The following is a 23,209-nucleotide window of genomic DNA, read 5'->3' as shown; positions in this document are numbered from 1 at the left end:
CCGATCGGTACACCATCAATAAAGGATTGTAAATAACCTAATATCTAATCCTACAATATGAATTCTATTTAAATTATAGCAAGAAGGGAAATTCAAATGAACTCAGGAATGAAAAATAAATGGCCTGCACCAACAGAAACACTTCCTCCACGCCTACCATGGAGAAGTATCTGTACAGCATGGCTGGGGGCATTTCTAGCTGCCGCTGCTCTAGGGATATCCCAAGAGTGGAAGGATCTCCTCATGATATTAGGATCCTTCGGAGCCAGTTGCCTATTGGTTTTTGCTTACCCTAACAGCCCATTTTCTCAGCCGAGAAATGTTATCGGTGGACATTTTATTGCAAGTCTAACTGGGTTAATTTTTTTAAATATGTTAGGAGTACATTGGTGGAGTATGGCAATTGCAGTAGCAACAGCTATTGCTCTAATGCTAATTCTCAGAGTTCCTCACCCCCCCGCAGGTTCTAATCCTTTTATCGTCATGATGATGGGAGCTGGCTGGGAGTTCTTAATCACCCCCACATTATTGGGATCAATCATTTTGGTTATCGTCGCCATTATATATAACAACATAGGTATTAGTCGGCGTTATCCAACTTATTGGTGGTAATTTGTAAACTGCCGAGACTCACAAGATATTTCTTAAATAGGGCTAGAGCCCTATTTAAGAAAGTTCTGCTTTCTTAAACGTCTAAATATCCAGACTCTATATCATTTGATATTTCTAATTTTGATATTTATCGTAAGGATAAATGGTATGCCTTTAATTAAATTGAAACTATTCGCAATCATCCCAATGGTTTTCAACAACTTCTAGAATGGGTAGAAAAAATAAGGGGCTGTATTAGATAAGCCCTAAATTCCACACCAAAATCGCAGCATTTTTAGCTGTTCTTTTGGTGTTCCAAAGTTAAACCGAAATTCACATTCTTTCAAGAACAACGGAAAGGATTTCTTATCAATTTCGTTATATTTTCTTAGCACTCTTTTAGCCTGATTCGAGAAATTTTCAATCCCATTAATGTGATTTTTTGCTTCGGCAAAATGGGGTGAATGGTTAATTCTGAAATGCTTACATTAACTCACCTCTAACACGTCGTAACTGTGATAATAATCGGTGTAAACAATGTGCTATCAGGCATAATTTTCCTTTTAATAACAGGGAGTAAAGTATCTGTCTTGGTATTTTCAACAACAGCGGTATAGACTTTTCCATCTCGTTTCAGTATGCCAAAAAATTGCCATTTTTTCAGTTAAATTTCATAGGCAAAAATTATCTAAAGCTAGGACAGAAAAGGGATCTTAGAAAATAGTAAATGTGATCTTAACTGAAAAATTTACAGTTAATTTCAGTGATTTTCAGTTAAAAAAGATCAGGTTTTATCAAAGTAAAAACATATCATATTGAAATATAAAAAGAATTCCTATTTTACGTGGGGAATTTGCATAAAATGATTTACGGCTAACCGCTCACACTTACGGAATTTGGTGACCATTAGTCACCAAATTAAGAGAAAATGGCTTATCAGAATTTTTAAGATAGGCTAAAAATAGTCACCAAATGGACACCAGAAGAAAAAGTGCGGTAAAAATGAGATATAGAAAAAGCCGCTCTTGGCGACTATCTTATTGATTTATTTGTATTTTTAAATGGTGCCCGAGGGCGGACTTGAACCGCCACGACTCGAAAGTCGAGGGATTTTAAATCCCTTGTGTCTACCGATTTCACCACTCGGGCGTTGGAGCGGGAAACGAGGCTCGAACTCGCGACCCCGACCTTGGCAAGGTCGTGCTCTACCAACTGAGCTATTCCCGCATACTTAGCTAACCATTCGGTCTCACTAAACAACGAAGTGCATTTTACGGATTTATGCCGATTAGTCAAATAGAAATTTCTTACTTTGTGTTTGATTGACTAAAAAAAATTCATTCTATATCTATTCATTTATTTCATAAGAAAATCTTAGCTCTTTTCACAAAAAAGTACATAAAAAAACACCGCTCTTATCGATATTAAAGTGCGGTGTAATTTTTAAGAATTTTATTCTTCTAATAAATTATCTTTCGCGGCTTTGAGATATTGTAGCATTGACCAAACAGTTAAAATCGCGGCGATATATAAGAATACAACGCCTGCAATTTCCATTAAAACATTATAACGCCATAGCAATCCGCCTAATGCAAGCATTTGTGAGGCGGTTTTCACTTTGCCCAGCCAAGACACGGCCACTTTGCTACGGCTACCGATTTCAGCCATCCATTCGCGCAAGGCAGAAACGATGATTTCCCTCGAGATCATTACTATCGCAGGCAAGGTTACCCAAAAGCTGTGTTGGTATTCCACCACTAACACCAGTGCGGCAACCACCATCACTTTGTCCGCAACGGGATCTAAAAATGCGCCAAAGGGCGTGCTTTGATTCCATTTTCGTGCCAAATAGCCATCAAACCAGTCTGTAACAGCGGCGACAAAAAAGATCGCGGTGGTTAAAAAGGGCGCCCAAGCAAAAGGGAGATAAAACGCCAAGACAAAAAATGGGATAAGCACCACACGGAATAAGGTGAGAATTGTTGGAAAATTTAATTTCATAGGGCGTAACAATCACAGAAAATAGATAATCGTTGATTATTTTAAAGCATATTTTTCTAATTAGAAAACACTATTTAAAAAATATCCCTCTGAAAAGAGGGATATTTTTGCTCGAAATTAAAGGGCTTCGATCGCCTGATATTGCGCTTGAACTTTTGCAATGGCTTCTTGATAGCCTTGCATTTTTTCGCGTTCTTTCGCAATCACTTGTTCAGGGGCTTTCGCCACAAAGGCTTCATTGCTCAATTTGTTTTCAATACGTGCAATTTCACCGTTGAGTTTTTCTAGCTCTTTGGTTAAGCGTGCTAGCTCAGTCGCTTTATCAATAAAGCCTGCCATTGGAATAAGAAGTTCCGTGTTGCCAACCAATTTGGTTACCGAGAATGGCGCTTCTACCCCATCATTTAACACTTCAACGCTGTCTAATTTCGCCATACTTGCTAATAATGTGCAGTTATCGGCAAGAATTTGTTGCTGTTCTGGCGTTAAATGGCGTAATAGTGCGTCTAAGCCTTTACTTGGCGCGATATTGCATTCAGCACGAATATTACGCACGGCGATAATAATCTCTTTCAACCAATCAATTTGCTGCTCAGCTTGCTCATCAATTTGGCTCGGCTCATACTGCGGATAAGGTTGTAGCATAATGGTATCGCCACTCACGCCTGCAAAACCTTTCACTTTTTGCCAAATTTCTTCTGTGATAAATGGAATAATTGGATGTGCTAAACGCAACAATTTTTCCAATACACACACTAAGGTGCGACTTGCGCCACGTTTTTGTGCGGTACTGCCTTGCGCAAATACTGGCTTAGTCAGCTCCAAATACCAGTCACAGAATTGATCCCAAGTGAACTCGTAAATAGCATTCGCTGCGAGATCGAAACGATATTGTGCGAACGCAGTACGTACCGCTTCCACCGCACGATTAAACTCAGAATTGATCCAGCGATCCGCTAGGCTATACTCCACTTCTCCGTCTGAAAGATCCAATTTGTCATTGGTGAGAACAAAGCGGCTTGCATTCCATAACTTGTTACAGAAATTGCGATAGCCTTCCAAGCGTTTCATATCCCAGTTAATATCACGTCCGTTGCTAGCAAGGGCGGCGAGGGTGAAACGTAGCGCATCTGTACCGTGTGCAGCAATACCATTCGCAAACTCTTTGCGTGTGGCTTTAGCTATTTTTTCCGCTAATTGCGGCTGCATCATATTGCCGGTACGTTTTTCAAGCAGATCTTCAAGACTAATACCATCGATCATATCAATCGGATCCAATACGTTACCTTTTGATTTTGACATTTTTTGACCATTTTCATCACGGATCAAACCCGTTACATAAACGGTTTTAAACGGCACTTGCGGTTTGCCATTTTCATCTTTGATGAAGTGCATAGTGAACATAATCATTCGTGCCACCCAGAAGAAAATGATGTCAAATCCTGTGATTAACACATCTGTTGGGTGGAACATTTTCAGATCTTTAGTCTGCTCAGGCCAGCCTAATGTAGAGAACGTCCATAGCCCTGATGAGAACCAAGTATCTAACACGTCTTCATCTTGGCGTAACACAAGGTCTGGAGAAAGTTGATATTTTGACCGCACTTCCGCTTCATTGCGTGCAACATAGACATTACCTGCTTTGTCATACCACGCAGGAATACGATGTCCCCACCAAAGTTGACGAGAAATACACCAATCTTGAATATCACGCATCCAAGAGAAATAGAGATTTTCATATTGTTTTGGCACGAATTGGATCTCGCCATCTTCCACCGCTTTGGTCGCCACTTCTGCCAACGGTTTTACGCTCACATACCATTGATCGGTAAGCATCGGCTCAATCGGCACACCACCACGATCGCCGTATGGTACTTTAAGATCATGTGGTTTAATTTGATCAAGCAAACCTAATGCGTCAAAGTCAGCCACAATTTTCTTACGCGCGGCAAAACGCTCTAATCCTTGATAATCTGTTGGAATAAGTGCGGTATAATTGCTTAATGGTTTTCCGTCTGCACCAATAATTTCCGCTTCATCACGAATATCCGCATTTAACGTCAGCACATTGACCATTGGCAATTGATGACGTTTACCGACTTCATAGTCGTTAAAATCGTGTGCAGGGGTAATTTTTACCACACCTGTACCAAATTCACGATCCACATAATCGTCCGCAATAATTGGGATTTCACGGTTGGCTAACGGCAATATCACCGTTTTACCAATTAGTGATTGATAACGCTCATCTTCAGGATGAACCGCCACCGCCGTATCGCCCAACATTGTTTCAGGACGGGTGGTCGCCACCACAAGATAATCTTTACCGTCTGCGGTTTTTGCTCCATTTGCCAACGGATAGCGGAAATACCACAGCGAGCCTTTGCTTTCTTTATTTTCTACTTCAAGATCGGAAATAGCAGTGTGCAATTTTGGATCCCAGTTTACTAGGCGCTTACCGCGATAAATCAAGCCTTGTTCGTGCAGGCGCACAAACACTTCTTTCACCGCATTGGAAAGCCCCTCGTCCATCGTAAAACGCTCACGCTCCCAGTCGATTGAATTGCCTAAACGGCGCATTTGTTGACTGATTGTACCACCTGAATAAGCTTTCCAATCCCAGATTTTATTAATAAAAGCCTCACGCCCATAATCGTGGCGAGTTTTCCCCTCTTCCGCTGCGATTTTACGCTCTACCACCATTTGCGTGGCGATCCCAGCGTGGTCTGTTCCTGCCTGCCAAAGGGTATTATTCCCTTCCATACGGTGGAAACGGATCAAGGTATCCATTAAGGTTTGCTGGAAAGCGTGTCCCATATGCAAACTTCCTGTTACATTCGGTGGAGGAATGGCAATGCAGTAACTCGGTGCATTTTCATTTTCAGACGGCTTAAAATAGCCCTGCTCTTCCCAGTGTTTATAAAGTGCTTGTTCTACGGCAGAAGGATCAAAACGATCTGCCATTTCAAATTTTTGTGTCATTGGTTTTCTCTATTTAATTAAAATTTATTACTGATTACTGAAATTCTCTTTTTAAAAACTTCTTCAAATCTTTTCATTATTTCAATTTGCCATTCGATAGCTTGATCCCAACTATCTTTATTATCAAGCTTAAATATTTCATCATTAGTGATGAATATTCGGCTTGCTTTGTAATCATCCGAACGTTCCCAAGATAATTTTAAGCCAAGTTCATTTTCAATATCAACTTTATCCTGAATTAGTAAATCAAATATTTTTTTATTATCTTGTTTTTCTTTTCCACTAATATAAAGCTCAACGCGAACTGATGAATTACTAATAACAAACTTATATTGAACAGCAGAGCCAACAGAAATCCAACTATCTTTCGAGGTTGTCCTAGTCTGAAATAAATCTAGTTTTTCTTTTTTACAACTATCTAGTAATTTATCCCAATATTCAGAATAAATTTCTTTCTTTTTATTTATATTAGATGATATTGTAGTTTCTTCTATTCCTTTTTGAGAAAGTTTTATCATATAGTCTTCTGTTTCAGGAATAGGAATAATTTTATCAACATCTATAATTATTTTGCTATCATCTAATATATATGGAACAAATTTAATGCATTGAATATCAATATTCTTAGTTCTTAACCATAATACGGCACTTGTCACTTCTGGTCTAAATTCTTTGGCAATAAGAATAATACGCTGATTAAATCCTAAGTTTAATGATATATCTCCAAATTCTCGTTCAAAAAACTCACAAAGCTCTGTACTAGCATTTTTATTCTGATTAGGATACTTCTTATCTAAATAATCTTGATAAATTTGGACTATTTCTTCTTTATTAATACTCGAGCAGTAAGAAGCATACTTTAATGCTTGCCAAGTTACATCTCGACCACTATCATCTAATTTATTTTCAATTAAAACTAAATTTCCATTCTTATCGATAGCAAGTAAATCTAATCTTTCTTTCGTTTTATCAAAGCCACTAAATTCTTTTTGTATAATTAATATTTCTTCTCCTAATGCTCCCCATAAAACTTTAGGATTATCATCGATCCATTCTTGAAGATCATAACGCTCTTTTAAGGACTGCTCTGAAAAAGTTGTTTTACTGATTTCTTCTAATTTTTTACTTGTTTTATCTAGAATATACATCATTTACTCTCGATACTTAGGGTTCTAATATTTTAATTTGCAAATTTTGCAGAAATTCAACTGCTTATAATCCACGCACGGTAAGCCGTACATGGTAATGATCAGCCTTCGGCTGAGTGAGCTACTCTGTAGCTCTTTGTTTTCTAACTTCCAGCCCTAGCAGGGCTGAACTATGTGTAACCTAGTACGGCTTTGCCGTACTAGGAATTTCTTGTACTGTTTTCAATTCCTCACACCACTTCGGCAATTCATCAACCCATTGCGTTAATTGATTGTCGCTAATATGAAAAACTAAATTTGGAGCTTCGCCTGAATTGTCGTAGATAAATACTTCATCGCAAAGCGGTAAAATTTTGGTTAAATTTTGCAAGCTGATGTCGTAACGGTTACGGATAGTGGCTTCATCAATAAAATGCCCACCGCTTGCTACTCTGGCTTTTACTCGCTTGATGTTAATAGAAACGCCATCAACACCAACATAATTTAACCGCACGAAAAAGTCATTTTCTTTCGCTGTTTTGATTCGTTGCAAAATGGAATTACCCGATAGGGTGGATTCCATAGAAAATGAAACTTGTTGGTTAATTGCAAACTTAAATAATTCAATCGCTTTTCTGCCAGCTTGGCTATCCACCACACGGGGATTTTCAGGATTAATTTGCATTGCGATATGGTCGGAATCAATCACAATCTGCACAGCGTCTTTATTAAAAGCACGCAAAGTTGTTTTTCCCGCACCATTTGTACCACAGTAAAAAATGGCTAAATTATTTTGCTTTGGCATACTCAATAACAACTTCCGTTCCATCAGGGTAATGATCCACAATGTCACCGTTTGGACGTTTAAACGTCAGTACTTCACGCTTTTTCTTATCATCCATCCAAGCTTTAAAGAGAATGTGTAATTGCCGTTGCTGTTCGATAATTTCTTCTTTAGTCATCAGTTTCATCTTCTCTTCCCTACTCAACTGGCTAATTTCATATCCAAATGCGCTATGCCATCTTCTAGATATTCTGCTGAAGTAGCTTGAAAACCAAAAGTGCGGTAGAAATTTTGCAAATAAGTTTGTGCTTGGATTAGCACAGGTTCAGCCGCCCAATGTTGTTGACAATAAGCCAACGCTTGTTGCATTAAGATTTTGGCTAAGCCGTTGCCCCGAGCCTGTTGTGCCACCAGCACTCTGCCAATATGAATGCCGTCATTTTGTGGAATAATGCGACAATAAGCGCAAATTTTACCGTCAAATTCTTGCCAAAAATGCACCGCACTTTGATCCCAATCGTCCACTTCTTGATAGGCACATTGTTGTTCCACCACAAACACAGCGGTGCGAACTTGGTAAATGGCAAATAATTCTTGCGTGCTGAGTTCAGCAAAGGTTTTCGCATTCCACATCATCAGGCTTGTTCCGTGCTAAGTTGCCAGCCTAATTGGCGGTATTGTTTATAACGTTCACGGGCAATGGCTTTTTGTGCTTCATCACTCGGAACAAAATCGATCACTTGGGTAAAACTCGCCACAAAATCAGGCACTTGAGTTTGCAAATTAATTAGTAGATCACGGCGTTGTGCGTTACGTTTTCCTGCCCAGCTAATTTCAATGGGTGTGGCATATTGGGTGATTTCGCCCGATAAATTATGCGGCACAAATTCTTCTGGCTCTCTTGCCCATAGAGCTTCGTCAAGGCGAAAAGCCTGTTCTTCACTTTCGCAGCTAATCAGCACTTTTTTGCCTAATCGCCAAGCTTGCGCAGCCAAATCACAAGCCAAGGTTTCCATTGCGGACAATGGCGCTTTGGGTTGTGTTTTTTGTAAAATGTAAAACTGTGCTTGCTTTTCCATAAAAATGCGTCTTTTGCCTGTATGAAATCAAATTTTTAAACAGGTAATTTTAACGAAAAATCCGCGAAATAGAAAACATTAATTTTTGCTCCATTGAAAAATTCAAAAAAATCTTACCGCACTTTATGATCTATATCACAAAACAAAAAGTTCGCTTTGTAGCCTACGTTCCATTCCTACTCATAAAGTGTTAAACTCAATACGTTTTTATTATTAATTCAAGTAGTTGAGGTAACTAGAATGGAATTTCGTATTGAAAAAGACACTATGGGCGAAGTGAAAGTCCCCGCAGATAAATACTGGGCCGCACAAACGGAACGTTCTCGTAACAATTTTAAAATTGGCCCTGCGGCCTCAATGCCTGCGGAAATCATTGAAGCGTTTGGTTATTTGAAAAAAGCCGCTGCTTATGCAAATAATGAATTAGGTGTGTTGCCAGTGGAAAAACGCGATTTAATCGCACAAGCCTGTGATGAAATTTTAACTCATAAACTTGATGATCAATTCCCATTAGTGATTTGGCAAACGGGTTCAGGCACACAATCCAATATGAACCTAAATGAAGTAATTGCTAACCGTGCGCACGTTATCAACGGTGGAAAATTAGGGGAAAAATCCATTATTCACCCAAATGATGATGTGAATAAATCACAATCTTCTAACGATACTTATCCAACAGCAATGCACATTGCCGCCTACAAAAAAGTGGTGGAAGTGACCATTCCTTGCATTGAACGCTTACAAAAAACCTTCGCAGCAAAAGCAGAAGCCTTTAAAGATGTAGTAAAAATCGGGCGTACTCACTTAATGGACGCCACCCCACTCACCCTTGGGCAAGAATTTTCCGCCTATGCTGCGCAATTAGATTTTGGTTTGCGTGCATTGAAAAATACCTTACCGCACCTTGCACAACTTGCTTTAGGTGGAACAGCGGTAGGAACGGGGTTAAATACACCAAAAGGCTATGATGTGAAAGTGGCTGAATACATTGCGAAATTTACTGGCTTGCCATTTATCACCGCAGAAAACAAATTTGAAGCACTCGCCACCCACGATGCTGTAGTGGAAACCCACGGTGCATTAAAACAGCTTGCGGTATCCTTATTTAAAATTGCCAACGATATTCGCTTATTGGCATCAGGCCCCCGTTCAGGCATTGGCGAAATCTTAATTCCTGAAAATGAACCGGGATCTTCTATTATGCCGGGCAAAGTAAACCCAACGCAGTGCGAAGCACTCACAATGGTTTGTGCACAAGTGTTAGGTAACGACACCACCATTTCCTTTGCAGGTTCACAGGGGCATTTCCAACTTAACGTATTCAAACCTGTAATGGCGTACAACTTCTTGCAATCTGCCCAGTTATTGGCGGATGCTTGTGTATCTTTCGATGAACATTGTGCAAGCGGTATTGAACCAAATCACCCACGCATTAAGCAGCAACTTGAAAACTCCTTAATGCTGGTGACTGCACTAAATACTCATATCGGTTATGAAAATGCGGCGAAAATCGCGAAAACTGCACATAAAAATGGCACAACATTAAAAGAAGAAGCTATTAATCTTGGTTTAGTAACCGCTGAGCAATTTGACGAATGGGTTCGCCCTGAAGATATGGTTGGCAGTTTAAAATAATATTTGCCCAAAATAGCCTCCCTTTTCGATAAAAAAATAGCAAGCTAAATATTGAGCTTGCTATTTTATTTTGTGTTTATTTTATTGGGTTAAATTATGCCCAATTTTTCTTTTTAGAGGTTTTACCTATGCCCGGGTTGAAGCTATTAGTTGGATCTAATTTTTGATAGAAGGCTTTTAATTCAGGTTTCGCTTCATATAAATGCCCAACGTTATGTTCCGCTGGGTATTGTGCGCCACGTTTGTCAAGCAAGGCTAACATTTCGTGTTCGATTTCTTCCCAATCGTAGCCTTTTTTGACTAAATAATCTTGGTGGAACACATAGCACATAAAATGTCCGTAATAGAGTTTATGAATTAATTTATTTTCTAACTCGGCAGGCAATTTCTCAAACCAATCTTGATCGTTACGGCGTAAAGCAATATCCAATGCCACAATTTCTTCCACTTCAGATTCGTGAATGGCACGATAACGAATGGCAGCAGAAGCCACCGCAAAGCGGTGCAACATTGCAGCTTGGGTTTCTTCTGGGCTACATTCAAAATATTCCCCTTTGGATTTATCTGCAAATAGGTTTTGCAAATATTCCCTTGCTTCTTTCACGCCTTCCCCACCCATTTTTAAGATTAAGTGATGTTCATATTGATCACGATAATCTCTCAAACTTTGTGGCAAATGTTGCGGCAATAATTTAGACACAAATTGCAACGCTTTGTCGCTGAGATGATTTGGTAAAAAAGCGAATTTTTTCATTAGGCGATCGGCTTTGGCTTTGAAAGCAAATAATTTTGGTAAACGGTGCGTACCAAAACGTTTAATCACCCAGAACGTATCTTTTCCATATTCTGCGGCAATATCAAAGGCATCACGATGAATATATTCACCTGATACCGGCAAACTGCTAAATTCGGCTAAAATATGGCGACGAATGTCGGTTAAAACTTGGGTATCATTTGTACCAATATAAAACACCGCACTTTCGTTATCTTGTGGGAAAGTATCCAAACGCACAGCAAACACGCCCAACTTTCCTGCACTGCCTGACGCTTCATAATGGCGATTAGGATCGGCATTAAAACGAGCCGGTGTGTCCGCATCAATTTGGCGAACGTGATGACAATAATCGTGATCGTGTCCTTTACCGCAATCAAGATGAATATCTTTACGTTGATAACGTCCTTCTTGCAAATTAGTTAGAATTTCTTCAGGGCTATCGCCTAAATCAATGCCAAGATTGTTGATTAGGTGCAATTCGCCATTCTCATCTAGCTGTGCGTACAATGCCATTTCCGTATAAGCTGGCCCACGTTGCACCAATGCCCCACCTGAATTATTACAAATCCCACCAATCACCGAAGCGCCAATACAAGACGAACCGATAACGGAATGTGGCTCACGTTTATATTCTTTCAGCAATAATTCCAAATCATTTAAACGCGAACCGGCAAAACATACCACTTGCTCCGCATTATTAATGGGCTGAATGCCCGTCATTCGCATTGTATTGATAAGCACAATATCGCGCTCATAATCATTGCCCGCTGGGGTTGATCCCCCTGTCAGCCCTGTATTTGCTGCTTGCGAAATCACGATCACATCGGCTGCCACACAAGCCTTTAACACTTGCCAATATTCTAACAATGATCCTGGGCGCACCACGGCTAGCACTTTTCCTTGTCCAAAACGATAGCCCGTCGTGTATTCTTCTGTACGCGATGGATCTGTGATGAGATATTTATCCGTAACAATTTGTGCTAATGCCGTAATAAAATTAGTCGCAGACATTCGATTCCTCCTATAAAATATAACAATAATTTAACATCTACTATAAGTTGGGTAACTCTAAATTTCAATTAAAGAATTGAAAAAAATGACTATCACATAAAAGTAATGAACATCTTTAAACATTTAATAGGTCCTCCTAATCAAGAGGATTTTGTGACAAAGCTCAAAATTCTTTAAATTTTATAAAAAAATATGTAAATTTTATTTACCACACTTTTCATTTTGTTTAACAATAAAGAAGAGAACATTTACTCTAATAAAAAACAGGCATTACAACTCAGAAATATTATTCATAACAAGATGAGGTTTCAACAAAGGAAAGGGTAATGCTCGACTAGTTATTGTATAATGCTAGAATGATTTTTAACTGGGAACAAACTAATGAATATTAATTTTACTCAAATTTTTCAAGATTGTTGGAATTTTATGCGTAATCAAAAGAAGATTACCCAGCAATTTATCTTTTTCTTTTTTATTAGCTCATTAATCTTCTATTTTCTTTTGACCTCGGTCGTGCCGATGCCTGAAATCACTCAAGCAAATGGGCAAAATTTACCTTTACCAAGCAGTATCAGCGCACAATTCGTGATAATTGGTGTAGCACAACAGCTAGTCAGCTTATTTATTTCTTCGTGGGGCATTCTCACTTTTCACCGCATTAGCGTGCAGCAGCAAAATCCCTTAAACCAAAGTGCGGTGCTAACTTTGCAACGTTTTGCGGGCGTGGTGACAGTTAGTGTAATTGGATTTATTCCTTTGATGATTGGTGTGGTAGAAAGCTTGTTTGCCATTTTACAAGGGCAATATCCTTCAATTCTATCTTTGGTGGCAATGTTGCTCGGCTTTTTTATTTTTGTGCGTTTAAGCTTGGCTTCTACCGAATATCTCATTCAGCCCGTAGGCATTATGCAAGCGTTGAAAAATAGCTGGTTAAGTGGGGTGAAACGCTCTGCGCCATTGTTTATTTATTGTTTGTTAATTTATGTAGTGCTGCCGTTTGTGGTAAGACGCATTTCTTCATTGAGCGATAACCTTGTTTTTGATGTAATAATGTTATTTGTAAGCGCTGCGGTTGGCGTGTTTTCATTACTTTTCACTTATCGCTTTTACACCTTATTTATGCACAAGGATCAACAATAATGAAACAAATTTTAGAATTTATACCGCTCTTAGTTTTTTTTACTGTTTATAAACTCGTCGGCATTCGTGAAGCTGCTATTGCTTTGATTATTGCGACAATCATTCAGCTTGTGGTACTAAAACTGAAATACGGCAAAATTGAAAAACAACAGCTCATTATGGGAAGTGCGGTAGTTTTTTTTGGCGCTTTGTCCGCTTATTTCAACGAATTAGAATTTTTAAAATGGAAAGTAACGATAGTTTATGCCTTGTTTGCCTTGACATTAATCATCAGCCAAGTGATTTTTAAGAAACCGCTCATTCAGCAATTATTAGGTAAAGAAATTCAGCTGCCTGATACTGTTTGGAATAAATTAAATCTGGGCTGGGCAGGATTTTTCCTGTTTTGTATGATCCTAAATATCATCATAAGCCAATATTTTTCTGATGATCTTTGGGTAGATTTCAAAACCTTCGGTATTATTGGATTAAGCCTTGTCGCAACAGTGGCAACGGGGACTTATATTTATCGTTATCTTCCTCAAACTGACAAAAAACAAGAATAGGAAACATTTATGTCTGTTTTTATTGAAACCAACACAGGACGTCAATCACAAGGTACTTTGTTATTACGTACTCTTGCTATGCCTTCTGATACCAACGCCAATGGTGATATTTTTGGTGGCTGGATTATGTCTCAAATGGATATGGGAGGTGCAATTTTAGCCAAAGAAATCGCACACGGTAGAGTCGTAACAGTAGCTGTAGATAGTATGACCTTTATTCGCCCCATTTCAGTCGGTGATGTAGTATGTTGCTATGGACGCTGTGTCAAAGTGGGGCGCTCTTCGATTCAAATAAAAATTGAAGTGTGGGCGAAAAAAGTCTCAAGCGAGCCCATTGGCGAACGTTATTGTGTAACGGAAGCAATTTTTACTTTTGTCGCTGTAGATAAACAAGGAAAATCACGGACTATTCCACGAGAAAATAATCCAGAATTAGAAACTGCATTAGCTTTAATGACCAAATCTTAATCCGAGGAGAAAACTATGTATTATGTAATTTTTGCTCAAGATAAGCCAAACACGCTCGCTCAACGCCTTGCCGTGCGTGAACAACATCTTGCTCGCTTAAAACAATTACAAGCAGAAAACCGCCTTTTAACCGCAGGCCCAAATCCTGCCATTGATGATGAAAACCCCAGTGAAGCAGGATTTACTGGCTCAACAGTGATTGCACAATTTGACAGCCTTGAAGCCGCACAACAATGGGCAAGCCAAGATCCTTATGTGGAAGCAGGCGTTTATGGCGAGGTGATTATTAAGCCATTTAAGAAAGTTTTCTAAGCCCAAAATAGCAAAAATTCTCTAAAAAATACCGCACTTTCCTTTTTCCAACTTACTGAGTGAAATTAAGAAAAGTGCCTCCCTAACGATAAAAGCAATACAAGGAAACACGATGTCAAACTTTCTACAAAATTATCAAAATCATATTGATGAACGTGCGGCACAGGGCGTTGTACCAAACCCATTAGATGCCGAACAAACCGCACAACTTATTGAATTATTAAAAAATCCTCCTGCTGAGCAAGCCGATTATCTCCTTGAGCTTTTTAAAACCCGCGTGCCAGCAGGGGTGGACGAAGCCGCTTATGTAAAAGCATCCTTCCTTGCTGCGATTGTCAATGGCACGGCACATTCGCCATTGATTGGACCAGAAAGTGCGGTGCAAATTTTAGGAACAATGCAAGGCGGTTATAATATTGAACCCTTGCTCCAAGCCCTTGATAATGAAGCCCTTGCCCCTTATGCCGTCAGCGCCCTTTCCTCTACCCTTTTGATGTTCGATAATTTCTACGATGTAGAACAACGTGCCAAACAAGGTAACCCTTATGCACAACAAATTCTTGAATCTTGGGCGAATGCAGACTGGTATTTATCACGTCCAAAATTAGATGAAAAGCTCACGGTTACCGTATTTAAAGTCTCCGGCGAAACCAACACAGACGATCTTTCCCCCGCACAAGATGCGTGGTCGCGTCCCGATATTCCTTTGCACGCCTTAGCAATGCTGAAAAATGAACGAGAAGGCATTCAGCCTGATGACGCAGGCAATATTGGGCCAATTCAACAAATTAATGCGTTAAAAGAAAAAGGCTATCCGCTTGCTTATGTGGGCGACGTGGTCGGCACAGGTTCATCGCGCAAATCTGCCACTAACTCAGTACTATGGTTTATGGGGGAAGATATTCCTTACATTCCAAACAAACGTGCAGGCGGCGTGGTATTAGGCGGAAAAATTGCCCCTATTTTCTTCAACACCTTAGAAGACGCGGGGGCATTGCCAATTGAAGTGGACGTAAGCCAACTCAATATGGGCGATGTGATTGATATTTACCCATACCAAGGCAAAATCTGCAAACACGATACAGATCAAGTGCTAGCAGAATTTAGCTTAAAAACCAATGTGTTATTAGACGAAGTGCGCGCCGGCGGACGTATTCCATTAATTATCGGACGTGGGCTAACCCACAAAGCGCGCCAATCCCTTGGTTTACCCGATAATGATGTGTTCGCTAAACCACAAGCGGTGGCGGATAACCACAAAGGCTTTACCCTTGCGCAGAAAATGGTCGGTCGTGCTTGTGGTGTAGAAGGCATTCGCCCAGGGCAATATTGTGAACCAAGAATGACATCGGTTGGCTCGCAAGATACCACTGGACCAATGACCCGTGATGAGCTAAAAGATCTCGCCTGTTTAGGTTTCTCATCAGATTTGGTAATGCAATCCTTCTGCCATACGGCCGCCTATCCAAAACCTGTGGACGTTGTTACCCACCATACCCTGCCAGATTTTATTATGAACCGTGGCGGTGTGTCCCTGCGCCCGGGGGACGGCGTAATCCACTCTTGGCTCAACCGTATGTTATTGCCTGATACCGTAGGTACTGGCGGTGATTCGCACACACGCTTCCCAATTGGCATCTCTTTCCCTGCAGGATCAGGTTTGGTGGCGTTCGCCGCTGCTACTGGTGTAATGCCGTTGGATATGCCTGAAAGCGTGCTAGTGCGTTTCAAAGGGGAAATGCAACCAGGGATCACCCTGCGTGATTTGGTACACGCCATTCCTTATTATGCGATCCAACAAGGTTTGCTCACCGTAGAAAAACAAGGCAAGAAAAATATTTTCTCAGGCCGCATTTTAGAAATTGAAGGGCTAGAACACCTTAAAGTGGAACAGGCCTTTGAGCTTTCCGATGCCTCTGCTGAACGCTCTGCAGCGGCTTGTACCATCAAATTAGATAAAGAACCGATCATTGAATACCTCAATTCCAATATCGTGTTGCTCAAATGGATGATTGCAGAAGGCTATGGCGATGCACGCACCCTTGAACGCCGTATCAAAGCAATGGAAAAATGGTTAGAAAACCCAGAATTGCTCAGCGCTGATCCTGATGCTGAATATGCCGCCGTGATCGAAATCGATCTCAACGAGATCAAAGAACCGATTTTATGTGCGCCAAATGATCCTGATGACGCTCGCCTGCTTTCTGAAGTGCAAGGAGATAAAATTGACGAAGTGTTTATCGGATCTTGTATGACCAACATTGGGCATTTCCGTGCCGCTGGAAAATTATTAGCCAAATTCAAAGACGTGATTCCAACGCGTCTATGGCTTGCGCCACCAACTAAAATGGACGCCAGCCTATTAACAGAAGAAGGCTATTACAGCATTTACGGCAAAAGTGGCGCGCGTATTGAAATCCCGGGCTGTTCACTTTGTATGGGTAACCAAGCGCGCGTGGCAAACAACGCCACCGTGGTGTCCACCTCCACCCGTAACTTCCCGAACCGCTTAGGACAAGGCGCAAACGTGTATCTGGCTTCCGCAGAACTGGCTGCAGTGGCGGCTCTACTCGGTAAATTACCAACGCCAGAAGAATACCAAGCCTATGTAGCCGATTTACAGCAAGATAAAGAAGATACTTATCGCTATATGAATTTTGATCAACTTAATCAATATACACAAAAAGCAGCTCAAGTAATCTTCCAAGCACCAGCTTAATAAACACATATCACAAAAGTGCGGTGAAAAATTGAAAAATTTCACCGCACTTTTTTCTTACTTCTTAATAAAGAAACAGAAATTATCTCATTGATAAAAAACATTTTTATCCTAATTTCCGTTGATTATTCGGTCGATGCCGAATAACTCCCCCTAGCTGTAATAACCTTAAAATAAGAATATTTTCCTATATTGAAAAAGTACGAAAAGGAAAATGACACAAACAAATATATTAAATTTCAACCAATATTTACTCCAACATTGTGCCAAATTTTTCTATTCCAAAAATCTTAAAACTCATTGACTTTGATTTTGAACGCTTTGGTTCAGATGAAGAAGGCAAGCGTTTGATTAAGCGTTGGATTGAAGAAATTAAGCTCAATGCTACAAATTAAGCAGACAATAAAAAAACCGCTGATAAAATCAGCGGTTAAAAATCTGGTTGCGGGGGCTGGATTTGAACCAACGACCTTCGGGTTATGAGCCCGACGAGCTACCAAGCTGCTCCACCCCGCGTCTGTGGGGGCGTACTATACGCTGTTTTATTTTTAATGCAAGCCTTAATCCCTAAAAAATCTTTTAACTGATATAAAAATCAGCAATTAGCTGACTTTTAAAGCAAAATGTATACAATTTCTACCGTTCTTTTCTTGATCTAAAAAATAAAAGAATGCAAAAACTGCTATCACTTTGAGCGGTTTTTTGTTATTTTACACCATTTGATTGCAAATGATTTTATTAAGGAACTTCAAATAACGATGTCGGCAAAAATTCTCAAAAAATGCACCGCACTTTTAGCTATTGGCCTGCTCTCTGCTTGTTCAAGCTCGCACCATTCTAATAAAATGCCAAATTCGAATAATAACTTGGCAGATCCAAAAATCTTCGGCGCAAAATATGATGGACGCAGCTATCAGCAACAATTCTTAATGCCGGTTTCTGCTGTAGAAAATAGAAGTGCAGTGATCAATCAAGGGGATTTTTTGACCCAGCTTTCTAATGTGCGTCAATATTCTTCTCGCTTAACCAACAAATTTGCAGTGAGCTACGGCAAAATCACTAACTGGGTTTTATCGGGGGCTAACGTCAATGAGCTATCCAGTTTTGGTATTCAGCCAATGATTATGAAAGGGCAAGATGGCTATCAAAACGTGTTGATGACGGGCTATTACTCGCCAGTTATCCACGCACGCCGCACGCCACAAGGTAAATATAATCAACCGATTTATGCGATGCCAAGCCCTTCACTAAAACGCGTGAGCCGTGCACAAATTTATGCCGGTGCATTAAGAGGCAAAGGCTTAGAATTAGCTTACAGCGATTCAATGATCGACAATTTCCTACTTGGCGTGCAAGGCAGTGGTTATGTAGATTTTGGTAATGGCGATTTAAACTATTTCGCCTACGCAGGACAAAACGGCTTAGATTATGTGGCGGTTGGGCGTTTATTGGTCGAAGATGGTGAAATTGCCAGAGAAAAAATGTCTATCCAAGCCATTAAAGATTGGGCAAAGGCGAACCCTTCTCGCCTGCAAGCCTTGTTAGAACGCAATCCTTCTTATGTTTATTTTAAAAACGATCCAACTGGTAAAGTGAAAGGCTCGGCAGGCGTACCACTGGTACCAATGGCATCGATTGCTTCCGATCGCTCGGTTATTCCTTCTGGTTCGGTGGTGTTAGTGGAAGTGCCGCAAATTGACCGCAAAGGCAACTGGACTGGCGAACACAAATTGCATTTGATGATTGCCTTAGATGTGGGCGGCGCGGTAAAAGGCCATCACTTTGATTTATATCGTGGAATTGGTGATGAAGCAGGCCATATCGCAGGCTTATCCAAACATTATGGCCGTGTGTGGTTATTACAATAATGGCAGAACGTATTGATAATTATGAACAGCGTTTTGGCGGTATTGGACGACTTTACCGCCCTGCTGCCTTGCAATGTTTACGCCAAGCACACATTTGCGTGATTGGCATTGGCGGCGTGGGATCTTGGGCGGTGGAAGCCCTTGCGCGTTCTGGCATTGGTGAGATCACAATGATTGATATGGACGACATTTGCGTTACCAACACCAATCGCCAAATTCACGCCATTTCAGACAATGTGGGTAAACTCAAAACGGAAGTGATGGCAGAACGTGTTGCGTTGATCAATCCTGATTGTAAGGTGCATATTATTGATGATTTTCTCTCACAGGGAAATTTGGCGGATTATCTCAGCCGTGGCTATGATTATGTAATTGATGCCATTGATAGCGTAAAAACCAAAGCTGCACTGATTGCCTATTGCAAGCGCAATAAAATCAAGGTGATCACCGTGGGTGGTGCGGGTGGTCAGACTGATCCGAGCCAAATCCAAATTGCGGATTTAAGTCGCACGATTCAAGATCCATTGGCAGCCAAAGTGCGGTCAATTTTACGCAAAGATTATCATTTTAGCCAAAACCCTAAACGCAAATTTGGCGTAGATTGCGTGTTCTCTACTCAGCCATTAATTTTCCCACAGCAAGAAGGAAATTGTGCGGTTTCCACTACAATGAACTGCGCCAATGGTTTTGGTGCGGCAACGATGATTACCGCTACCTTTGGCTTTTTTGCCGTTTCTCGGGTGATCGACAAACTACTAGCAACAGTTAAATGACTTATTTTTTAATAAAAAAAAAGATAGCAATTTTTTCGAAAAGGGGATAAGCTAAGCACAGTTTTTATCCCCTTTTTTGACAACTTATTTCACGAGGTAAAAAATGTGTAAATTCATCTCAAGTTTTCCAACTCAACTCAGCGCCGTTGCGCTTGCTACTTTTTTCGCGACTAGTGCCAATGCAAGCATAGTAACCTCCATTAAACCCTTAGGTTTTATCGCATCGTCCATTGCTGACGGCGTAACCGATACGCAAGTTTTCGTTCCAGCAGGTGCGTCCCCACACGATTATCATCTTAAACCTTCAGATGTACAGAAATTAAAAACAGCCGACCTAGTGCTATGGATCGGCGAAGATGTGGATCAATTTTTGGCGGGGTCATTGAAAAAAAATGTAGATCCAAGCAAAGTGATTACCATCGCAACAATGAGTGAAATTCCTGTTGATATGCTTTATAAAGGCGAGCATCATCACCACGACCACGACCACGACCACGACCACGACCACGACCACGACCAGATTCATCATCACGATGAACACGAAGAAGGTCAAGCAAATTTAGAAGTAAACTGGCATATTTGGTATTCACCACAAATTAGTCAGCTCGTGGCAGAAAAACTCGCGGATAAATTAACTAGCCAATATCCTGATAAAAAAGCGCTAATCGCACAAAATTTAGCAGAATTTAACCGCACTTTGAGCGAGCAAAATAGCAAAATAAAACAACAACTTGCACCTGTTCAGCAAAAAGGGTTCTATGTCTTCCACGATGCCTACACCTATTTCAATAAGGCTTATGATTTAAACCAAGTGGGCGCGTTTACCATTAATCCATTGGTTGCACCGGGGGCAAAAAAACTGGCTGAAATCAAAGAAGAAATTGAAGAACACAAAGTCAGCTGTTTATTTGCCGAACCGCAATTCACGCCAAAAGTTATCGACAGCTTACACAACGCCACAGGGGTGAATGTAGGGCGTTTAGATCCAATGGGCGACAGCGTTAAATTAGGCAAAAATTCCTATGCCAATTTCTTACAATTTACCGCCGATAGCTATTATAACTGTTTGAAATAACAATCTTTTCTTCTTAGAGCGAACGCCTTGTTCGCTCTTTTCTTTTGCATAAAAACAGAATTAAAATCGACCGCACTTTGTGGCTCTGTTATAATCCCGCCATTCTTTTTGATAAAGCACAAGAGATGCCAATGAAAAAATTATTTGCCACCACCGCCCGTGGCTTTGAAGAATTATTAAAAACCGAACTCAGCGAACTTGGCGCACAAGAATGTCAAATTGCGCAAGGGGGCGTACATTATTTAGCCGATGAAGAAACCCTTTACCGCACGCTGTTGTGGTCAAGGCTTAGCTCGCGCATTTTACTGCCTTTGACACAAAGCAAAATTTATAGCGATTTGGATCTTTATTCTACCGTCATCGGGCAAAATTGGTTGGATATTTTTGACGAACGCAGTCAATTTATGGTGGATTTTAACGGCACAAACCGTGAAATTCGTCATAGCCAATTTGGCGCAATGCGTGTGAAAGATGGCATTGTGGATTATTTTGAACGACAAGGCAAATCACGCCCAAGCGTAGATAAAGACAATCCTGATATTCGCATTCACGCCTATTTAAACCGTGATGATTTCATTCTTTCTCTTGATTTAAGTGTCGATGCCTTGCATTTGCGTGGCTACCGTGAAGACACAGGCGCTGCGCCATTGCGTGAAACCTTGGCGGCGGCCATTGTGTTGCGTTCTGGCTGGCAACAAGGCACACCGTTGGTTGATCCAATGTGCGGTTCAGGCACATTGTTGATTGAAGCGGCACAAATGGAAGCCCAAATTGCACCGCAGTTGCACCGTTTGCATTGGGGTTTTGATTTCTGGAAAGGGCATAATCCGCAGGCTTGGCAAAAAGTGAAAGACCAAGCCATCGCCCTTGCCGAGCAAGGTTCACAGCAGGCTCAAGCCCATTTTTATGGCTTTGATTTAGATCACCGTGTGTTACAAAAAGCGCAACGCAATGCGAAAAATGCCGGTGTTGCCCATTTAATAGAGTGGAAACAAGGAGATGTGGCAGCGCTGAAAAATCCAACAGATGAAAAAGGCACGTTGATTTGTAATCCGCCTTATGGTGAACGCTTAGGTACAACCCCAGCGCTTATTGCCCTGTATTCCGTATTTGGACAACGTTTAAAACAGCAATTCGGTGGTTGGAATGCGTCGATTTTTAGTGCAGAACCTGCCTTGCTGGATTGCTTGCGCTTACGCTCTCATCGCCAATTTAAAGCGAAAAATGGCCCGCTAGATTGCGTACAAAAAAACTATCAGATTGCCGAAAAGCCTTTGCAACAAATGGAAAGTGCGGTGCAAAATGGACAAGTTTTTGCAACGGAAAATCCGCCTGTTGCACAAGATTTCGCTAACCGCTTAGAAAAAAATAGCAAGAAAATTGAAAAATGGGCAAAACAGCAAGGCATTAATGCTTACCGCCTATACGATGCAGATTTGCCTGAATATAACGTGGCGGTGGATCGTTATTTAGATCATATTGTAGTGCAAGAATACGCCGCGCCAAAAAATATTGATGAAAACAAAGCACGTCAACGTTTGCTTGATGCGGTAACCGCCACTCTTGCCGTAACAGGCGTGGAAACCAATAAATTGGTGCTAAAAGTTCGCCAAAAACAAAAAGGCACAAATCAATATGAAAAACTGGCCAACAAAGGCGATTATTTCTATGTGGAAGAATATGGTGCGAAACTTTGGGTGAATTTAACCGATTATTTAGACACCGGGCTATTTTTGGATCACCGCTTAACCCGCAAAATGCTGGGGGAAATGGCGCAAGGCAAAGATTTCCTGAATTTGTTTGCTTACACTGGCTCTGCCACCGTTCACGCCGCACTAGGTGGCGCGAAATCCACCACCACCGTAGATATGTCTAATACTTATCTTAACTGGGCGGAACAAAATTTAATATTAAATGACATCGAAGGCAAACAGCACAAATTGATCCAAAGCGATTGCCTACAATGGCTAGAAAAATGCGACCGCCAGTTTGATTTGATTTTCGTTGATCCCCCTACGTTCTCTAATTCCAAACGAATGGAAAACAGCTGGGACGTACAACGTGATCACGTTCAATTATTCACCCACTTAAAACGTGTTTTACGCCCAAACGGCACAATCGTCTTTTCCAACAATAAACAAAAATTCAAAATGGACTTTGACGGCATCGCCAATCTCGGCTTAAGTGCGGTAGAAATTTCCACCAAAACCTTGCCATTAGATTTTGAACGTAATAAGCATATTCATAATTGTTGGTTGGTGCGGTGGTTGTAGGATTGATTGAAATATTAGACAAACTAAGCATTGCTTTTTAAACCAACTGTG

The 23,209-nt window shown here is 40.7% G+C and carries 20 protein-coding genes, 3 tRNA genes and 1 pseudogene; 12 read left to right on the top strand and 12 right to left on the bottom strand.

Annotated elements, in window-relative coordinates; translation table 11 throughout:
- The first annotated feature begins 96 nt into the window (after positions 1-96).
- A complete protein-coding gene (locus L5B71_RS00885) occupies positions 97-612 on the top strand; it encodes an HPP family protein (protein WP_265756427.1) in 516 nt (171 codons plus the stop codon).
- 245 nt (positions 613-857) lie between these two features.
- On the opposite strand, the pseudogene L5B71_RS00880 reads toward L5B71_RS00885, so the two are convergent.
- From L5B71_RS00880 to L5B71_RS00835, 10 genes and pseudogenes are all read right to left on the bottom strand, one after another.
- Positions 858-1,237, bottom strand: a pseudogene (locus L5B71_RS00880) (IS1595 family transposase); the annotation flags it as partial.
- A 416-nt stretch (positions 1,238-1,653) separates the two neighbouring features.
- Positions 1,654-1,740, bottom strand: a tRNA-Leu gene (locus L5B71_RS00875).
- Positions 1,741-1,742: 2 nt separating this feature from the next.
- Positions 1,743-1,818, bottom strand: a tRNA-Gly gene (locus L5B71_RS00870).
- A gap of 225 nt (positions 1,819-2,043) precedes the next feature.
- Entirely contained in the window at positions 2,044-2,592 is a 549-nt protein-coding gene (gene pgsA, locus L5B71_RS00865; protein WP_265756425.1) for a CDP-diacylglycerol--glycerol-3-phosphate 3-phosphatidyltransferase, read from the bottom strand.
- Between the two features lie 117 nt (positions 2,593-2,709).
- The gene (locus tag L5B71_RS00860) at positions 2,710-5,574 is read right to left on the bottom strand and encodes a valine--tRNA ligase (RefSeq protein ID WP_265756423.1); all 2,865 of its coding nucleotides are present in this window, start codon (positions 5,572-5,574) and stop codon (positions 2,710-2,712) included.
- 17 nt (positions 5,575-5,591) lie between these two features.
- The gene (locus L5B71_RS00855; RefSeq protein WP_265756422.1) at positions 5,592-6,725 is read right to left on the bottom strand and encodes a DUF4268 domain-containing protein; all 1,134 of its coding nucleotides are present in this window, start codon (positions 6,723-6,725) and stop codon (positions 5,592-5,594) included.
- A gap of 178 nt (positions 6,726-6,903) precedes the next feature.
- Positions 6,904-7,506 (bottom strand): zeta toxin family protein, encoded by a 603-nt coding sequence (locus tag L5B71_RS00850; RefSeq protein WP_265756421.1) that lies wholly within the window; start codon positions 7,504-7,506, stop codon positions 6,904-6,906.
- Positions 7,490-7,672 (bottom strand): hypothetical protein, encoded by a 183-nt coding sequence (locus L5B71_RS00845; RefSeq protein WP_265757802.1) that lies wholly within the window; start codon positions 7,670-7,672, stop codon positions 7,490-7,492. Before L5B71_RS00845 ends, L5B71_RS00850 begins: the two co-directional genes overlap by 17 nt.
- Positions 7,673-7,686: 14 nt before the next feature.
- The gene (locus L5B71_RS00840) at positions 7,687-8,121 is read right to left on the bottom strand and encodes a GNAT family N-acetyltransferase (protein WP_265756420.1); all 435 of its coding nucleotides are present in this window, start codon (positions 8,119-8,121) and stop codon (positions 7,687-7,689) included.
- Positions 8,121-8,564, bottom strand: coding sequence for a DNA polymerase III subunit chi (locus tag L5B71_RS00835; protein WP_265756419.1), 444 nt, complete (start codon positions 8,562-8,564; stop codon positions 8,121-8,123). Before L5B71_RS00835 ends, L5B71_RS00840 begins: the two co-directional genes overlap by 1 nt.
- A 240-nt stretch (positions 8,565-8,804) precedes the next feature.
- Between L5B71_RS00835 and fumC the strand changes: the two genes are divergently transcribed.
- Entirely contained in the window at positions 8,805-10,199 is a 1,395-nt protein-coding gene (gene fumC / locus L5B71_RS00830; RefSeq protein WP_265756418.1) for a class II fumarate hydratase, read from the top strand.
- Positions 10,200-10,293: 94 nt separating this feature from the next.
- Here fumC and dld read toward each other — a convergent pair whose 3' ends face one another.
- Positions 10,294-11,985: a D-lactate dehydrogenase gene (gene dld / locus L5B71_RS00825; protein ID WP_265756416.1), complete on the bottom strand. Its 1,692-nt coding sequence runs from the start codon at positions 11,983-11,985 to the stop codon at positions 10,294-10,296.
- A 381-nt stretch (positions 11,986-12,366) separates the two neighbouring features.
- Between dld and L5B71_RS00820 the strand changes: the two genes are divergently transcribed.
- The 6 genes from L5B71_RS00820 (at position 12,367) to L5B71_RS00795 (ending at position 17,564) form a co-directional block, all read left to right on the top strand.
- A complete protein-coding gene (locus L5B71_RS00820; RefSeq protein ID WP_265756415.1) occupies positions 12,367-13,125 on the top strand; it encodes a hypothetical protein in 759 nt (252 codons plus the stop codon).
- Complete coding sequence (locus tag L5B71_RS00815) at positions 13,125-13,670, top strand: septation protein A (protein ID WP_265756414.1); 546 nt, start codon at positions 13,125-13,127, stop codon at positions 13,668-13,670. The genes L5B71_RS00820 and L5B71_RS00815 overlap by 1 nt, the downstream gene beginning before the upstream one ends.
- 9 nt (positions 13,671-13,679) lie before the next feature.
- Positions 13,680-14,138 carry an acyl-CoA thioester hydrolase YciA gene (yciA, locus tag L5B71_RS00810; protein ID WP_265756413.1) on the top strand — a complete coding sequence of 153 codons (459 nt, stop codon included), beginning with the start codon at positions 13,680-13,682 and terminating at the stop codon, positions 14,136-14,138.
- Positions 14,139-14,153: 15 nt separating this feature from the next.
- Entirely contained in the window at positions 14,154-14,450 is a 297-nt protein-coding gene (locus tag L5B71_RS00805; RefSeq protein ID WP_265756411.1) for a YciI family protein, read from the top strand.
- 112 nt (positions 14,451-14,562) lie between these two features.
- Entirely contained in the window at positions 14,563-17,169 is a 2,607-nt protein-coding gene (acnB, locus tag L5B71_RS00800) for a bifunctional aconitate hydratase 2/2-methylisocitrate dehydratase (protein WP_265756410.1), read from the top strand.
- 263 nt (positions 17,170-17,432) lie between these two features.
- Positions 17,433-17,564 (top strand): hypothetical protein, encoded by a 132-nt coding sequence (locus L5B71_RS00795; RefSeq protein WP_265756409.1) that lies wholly within the window; start codon positions 17,433-17,435, stop codon positions 17,562-17,564.
- A gap of 44 nt (positions 17,565-17,608) precedes the next feature.
- Here the strand turns inward: L5B71_RS00795 and L5B71_RS00790 are convergent.
- Positions 17,609-17,685 (bottom strand) — tRNA-Met (locus tag L5B71_RS00790).
- Positions 17,686-17,927: 242 nt separating this feature from the next.
- Here L5B71_RS00790 and mltA point away from each other — a divergent pair.
- The 4 genes from mltA to rlmKL all read left to right on the top strand — a co-directional run bounded on the left by mltA (position 17,928) and on the right by rlmKL (position 23,158).
- A complete protein-coding gene (gene mltA, locus L5B71_RS00785; protein WP_265756408.1) occupies positions 17,928-19,037 on the top strand; it encodes a murein transglycosylase A in 1,110 nt (369 codons plus the stop codon).
- A complete protein-coding gene (gene tcdA, locus L5B71_RS00780; protein ID WP_265756407.1) occupies positions 19,037-19,810 on the top strand; it encodes a tRNA cyclic N6-threonylcarbamoyladenosine(37) synthase TcdA in 774 nt (257 codons plus the stop codon). The genes mltA and tcdA overlap by 1 nt, the downstream gene beginning before the upstream one ends.
- A 103-nt stretch (positions 19,811-19,913) precedes the next feature.
- Positions 19,914-20,885 (top strand): zinc ABC transporter substrate-binding protein ZnuA, encoded by a 972-nt coding sequence (gene znuA / locus L5B71_RS00775; protein WP_265756406.1) that lies wholly within the window; start codon positions 19,914-19,916, stop codon positions 20,883-20,885.
- Positions 20,886-21,016: 131 nt separating this feature from the next.
- A complete protein-coding gene (rlmKL, locus tag L5B71_RS00770) occupies positions 21,017-23,158 on the top strand; it encodes a bifunctional 23S rRNA (guanine(2069)-N(7))-methyltransferase RlmK/23S rRNA (guanine(2445)-N(2))-methyltransferase RlmL (RefSeq protein WP_265756405.1) in 2,142 nt (713 codons plus the stop codon).
- Positions 23,159-23,209: the final 51 nt, after the last annotated feature.

Source organism: Avibacterium sp. 21-586 (assembly GCF_026226775.1).
Taxonomy (GTDB): domain Bacteria; phylum Pseudomonadota; class Gammaproteobacteria; order Enterobacterales; family Pasteurellaceae; genus Avibacterium.
Note: the sequence above shows the minus strand (reverse complement) of the source record. Positions and strands in the feature narration are given on the sequence as shown.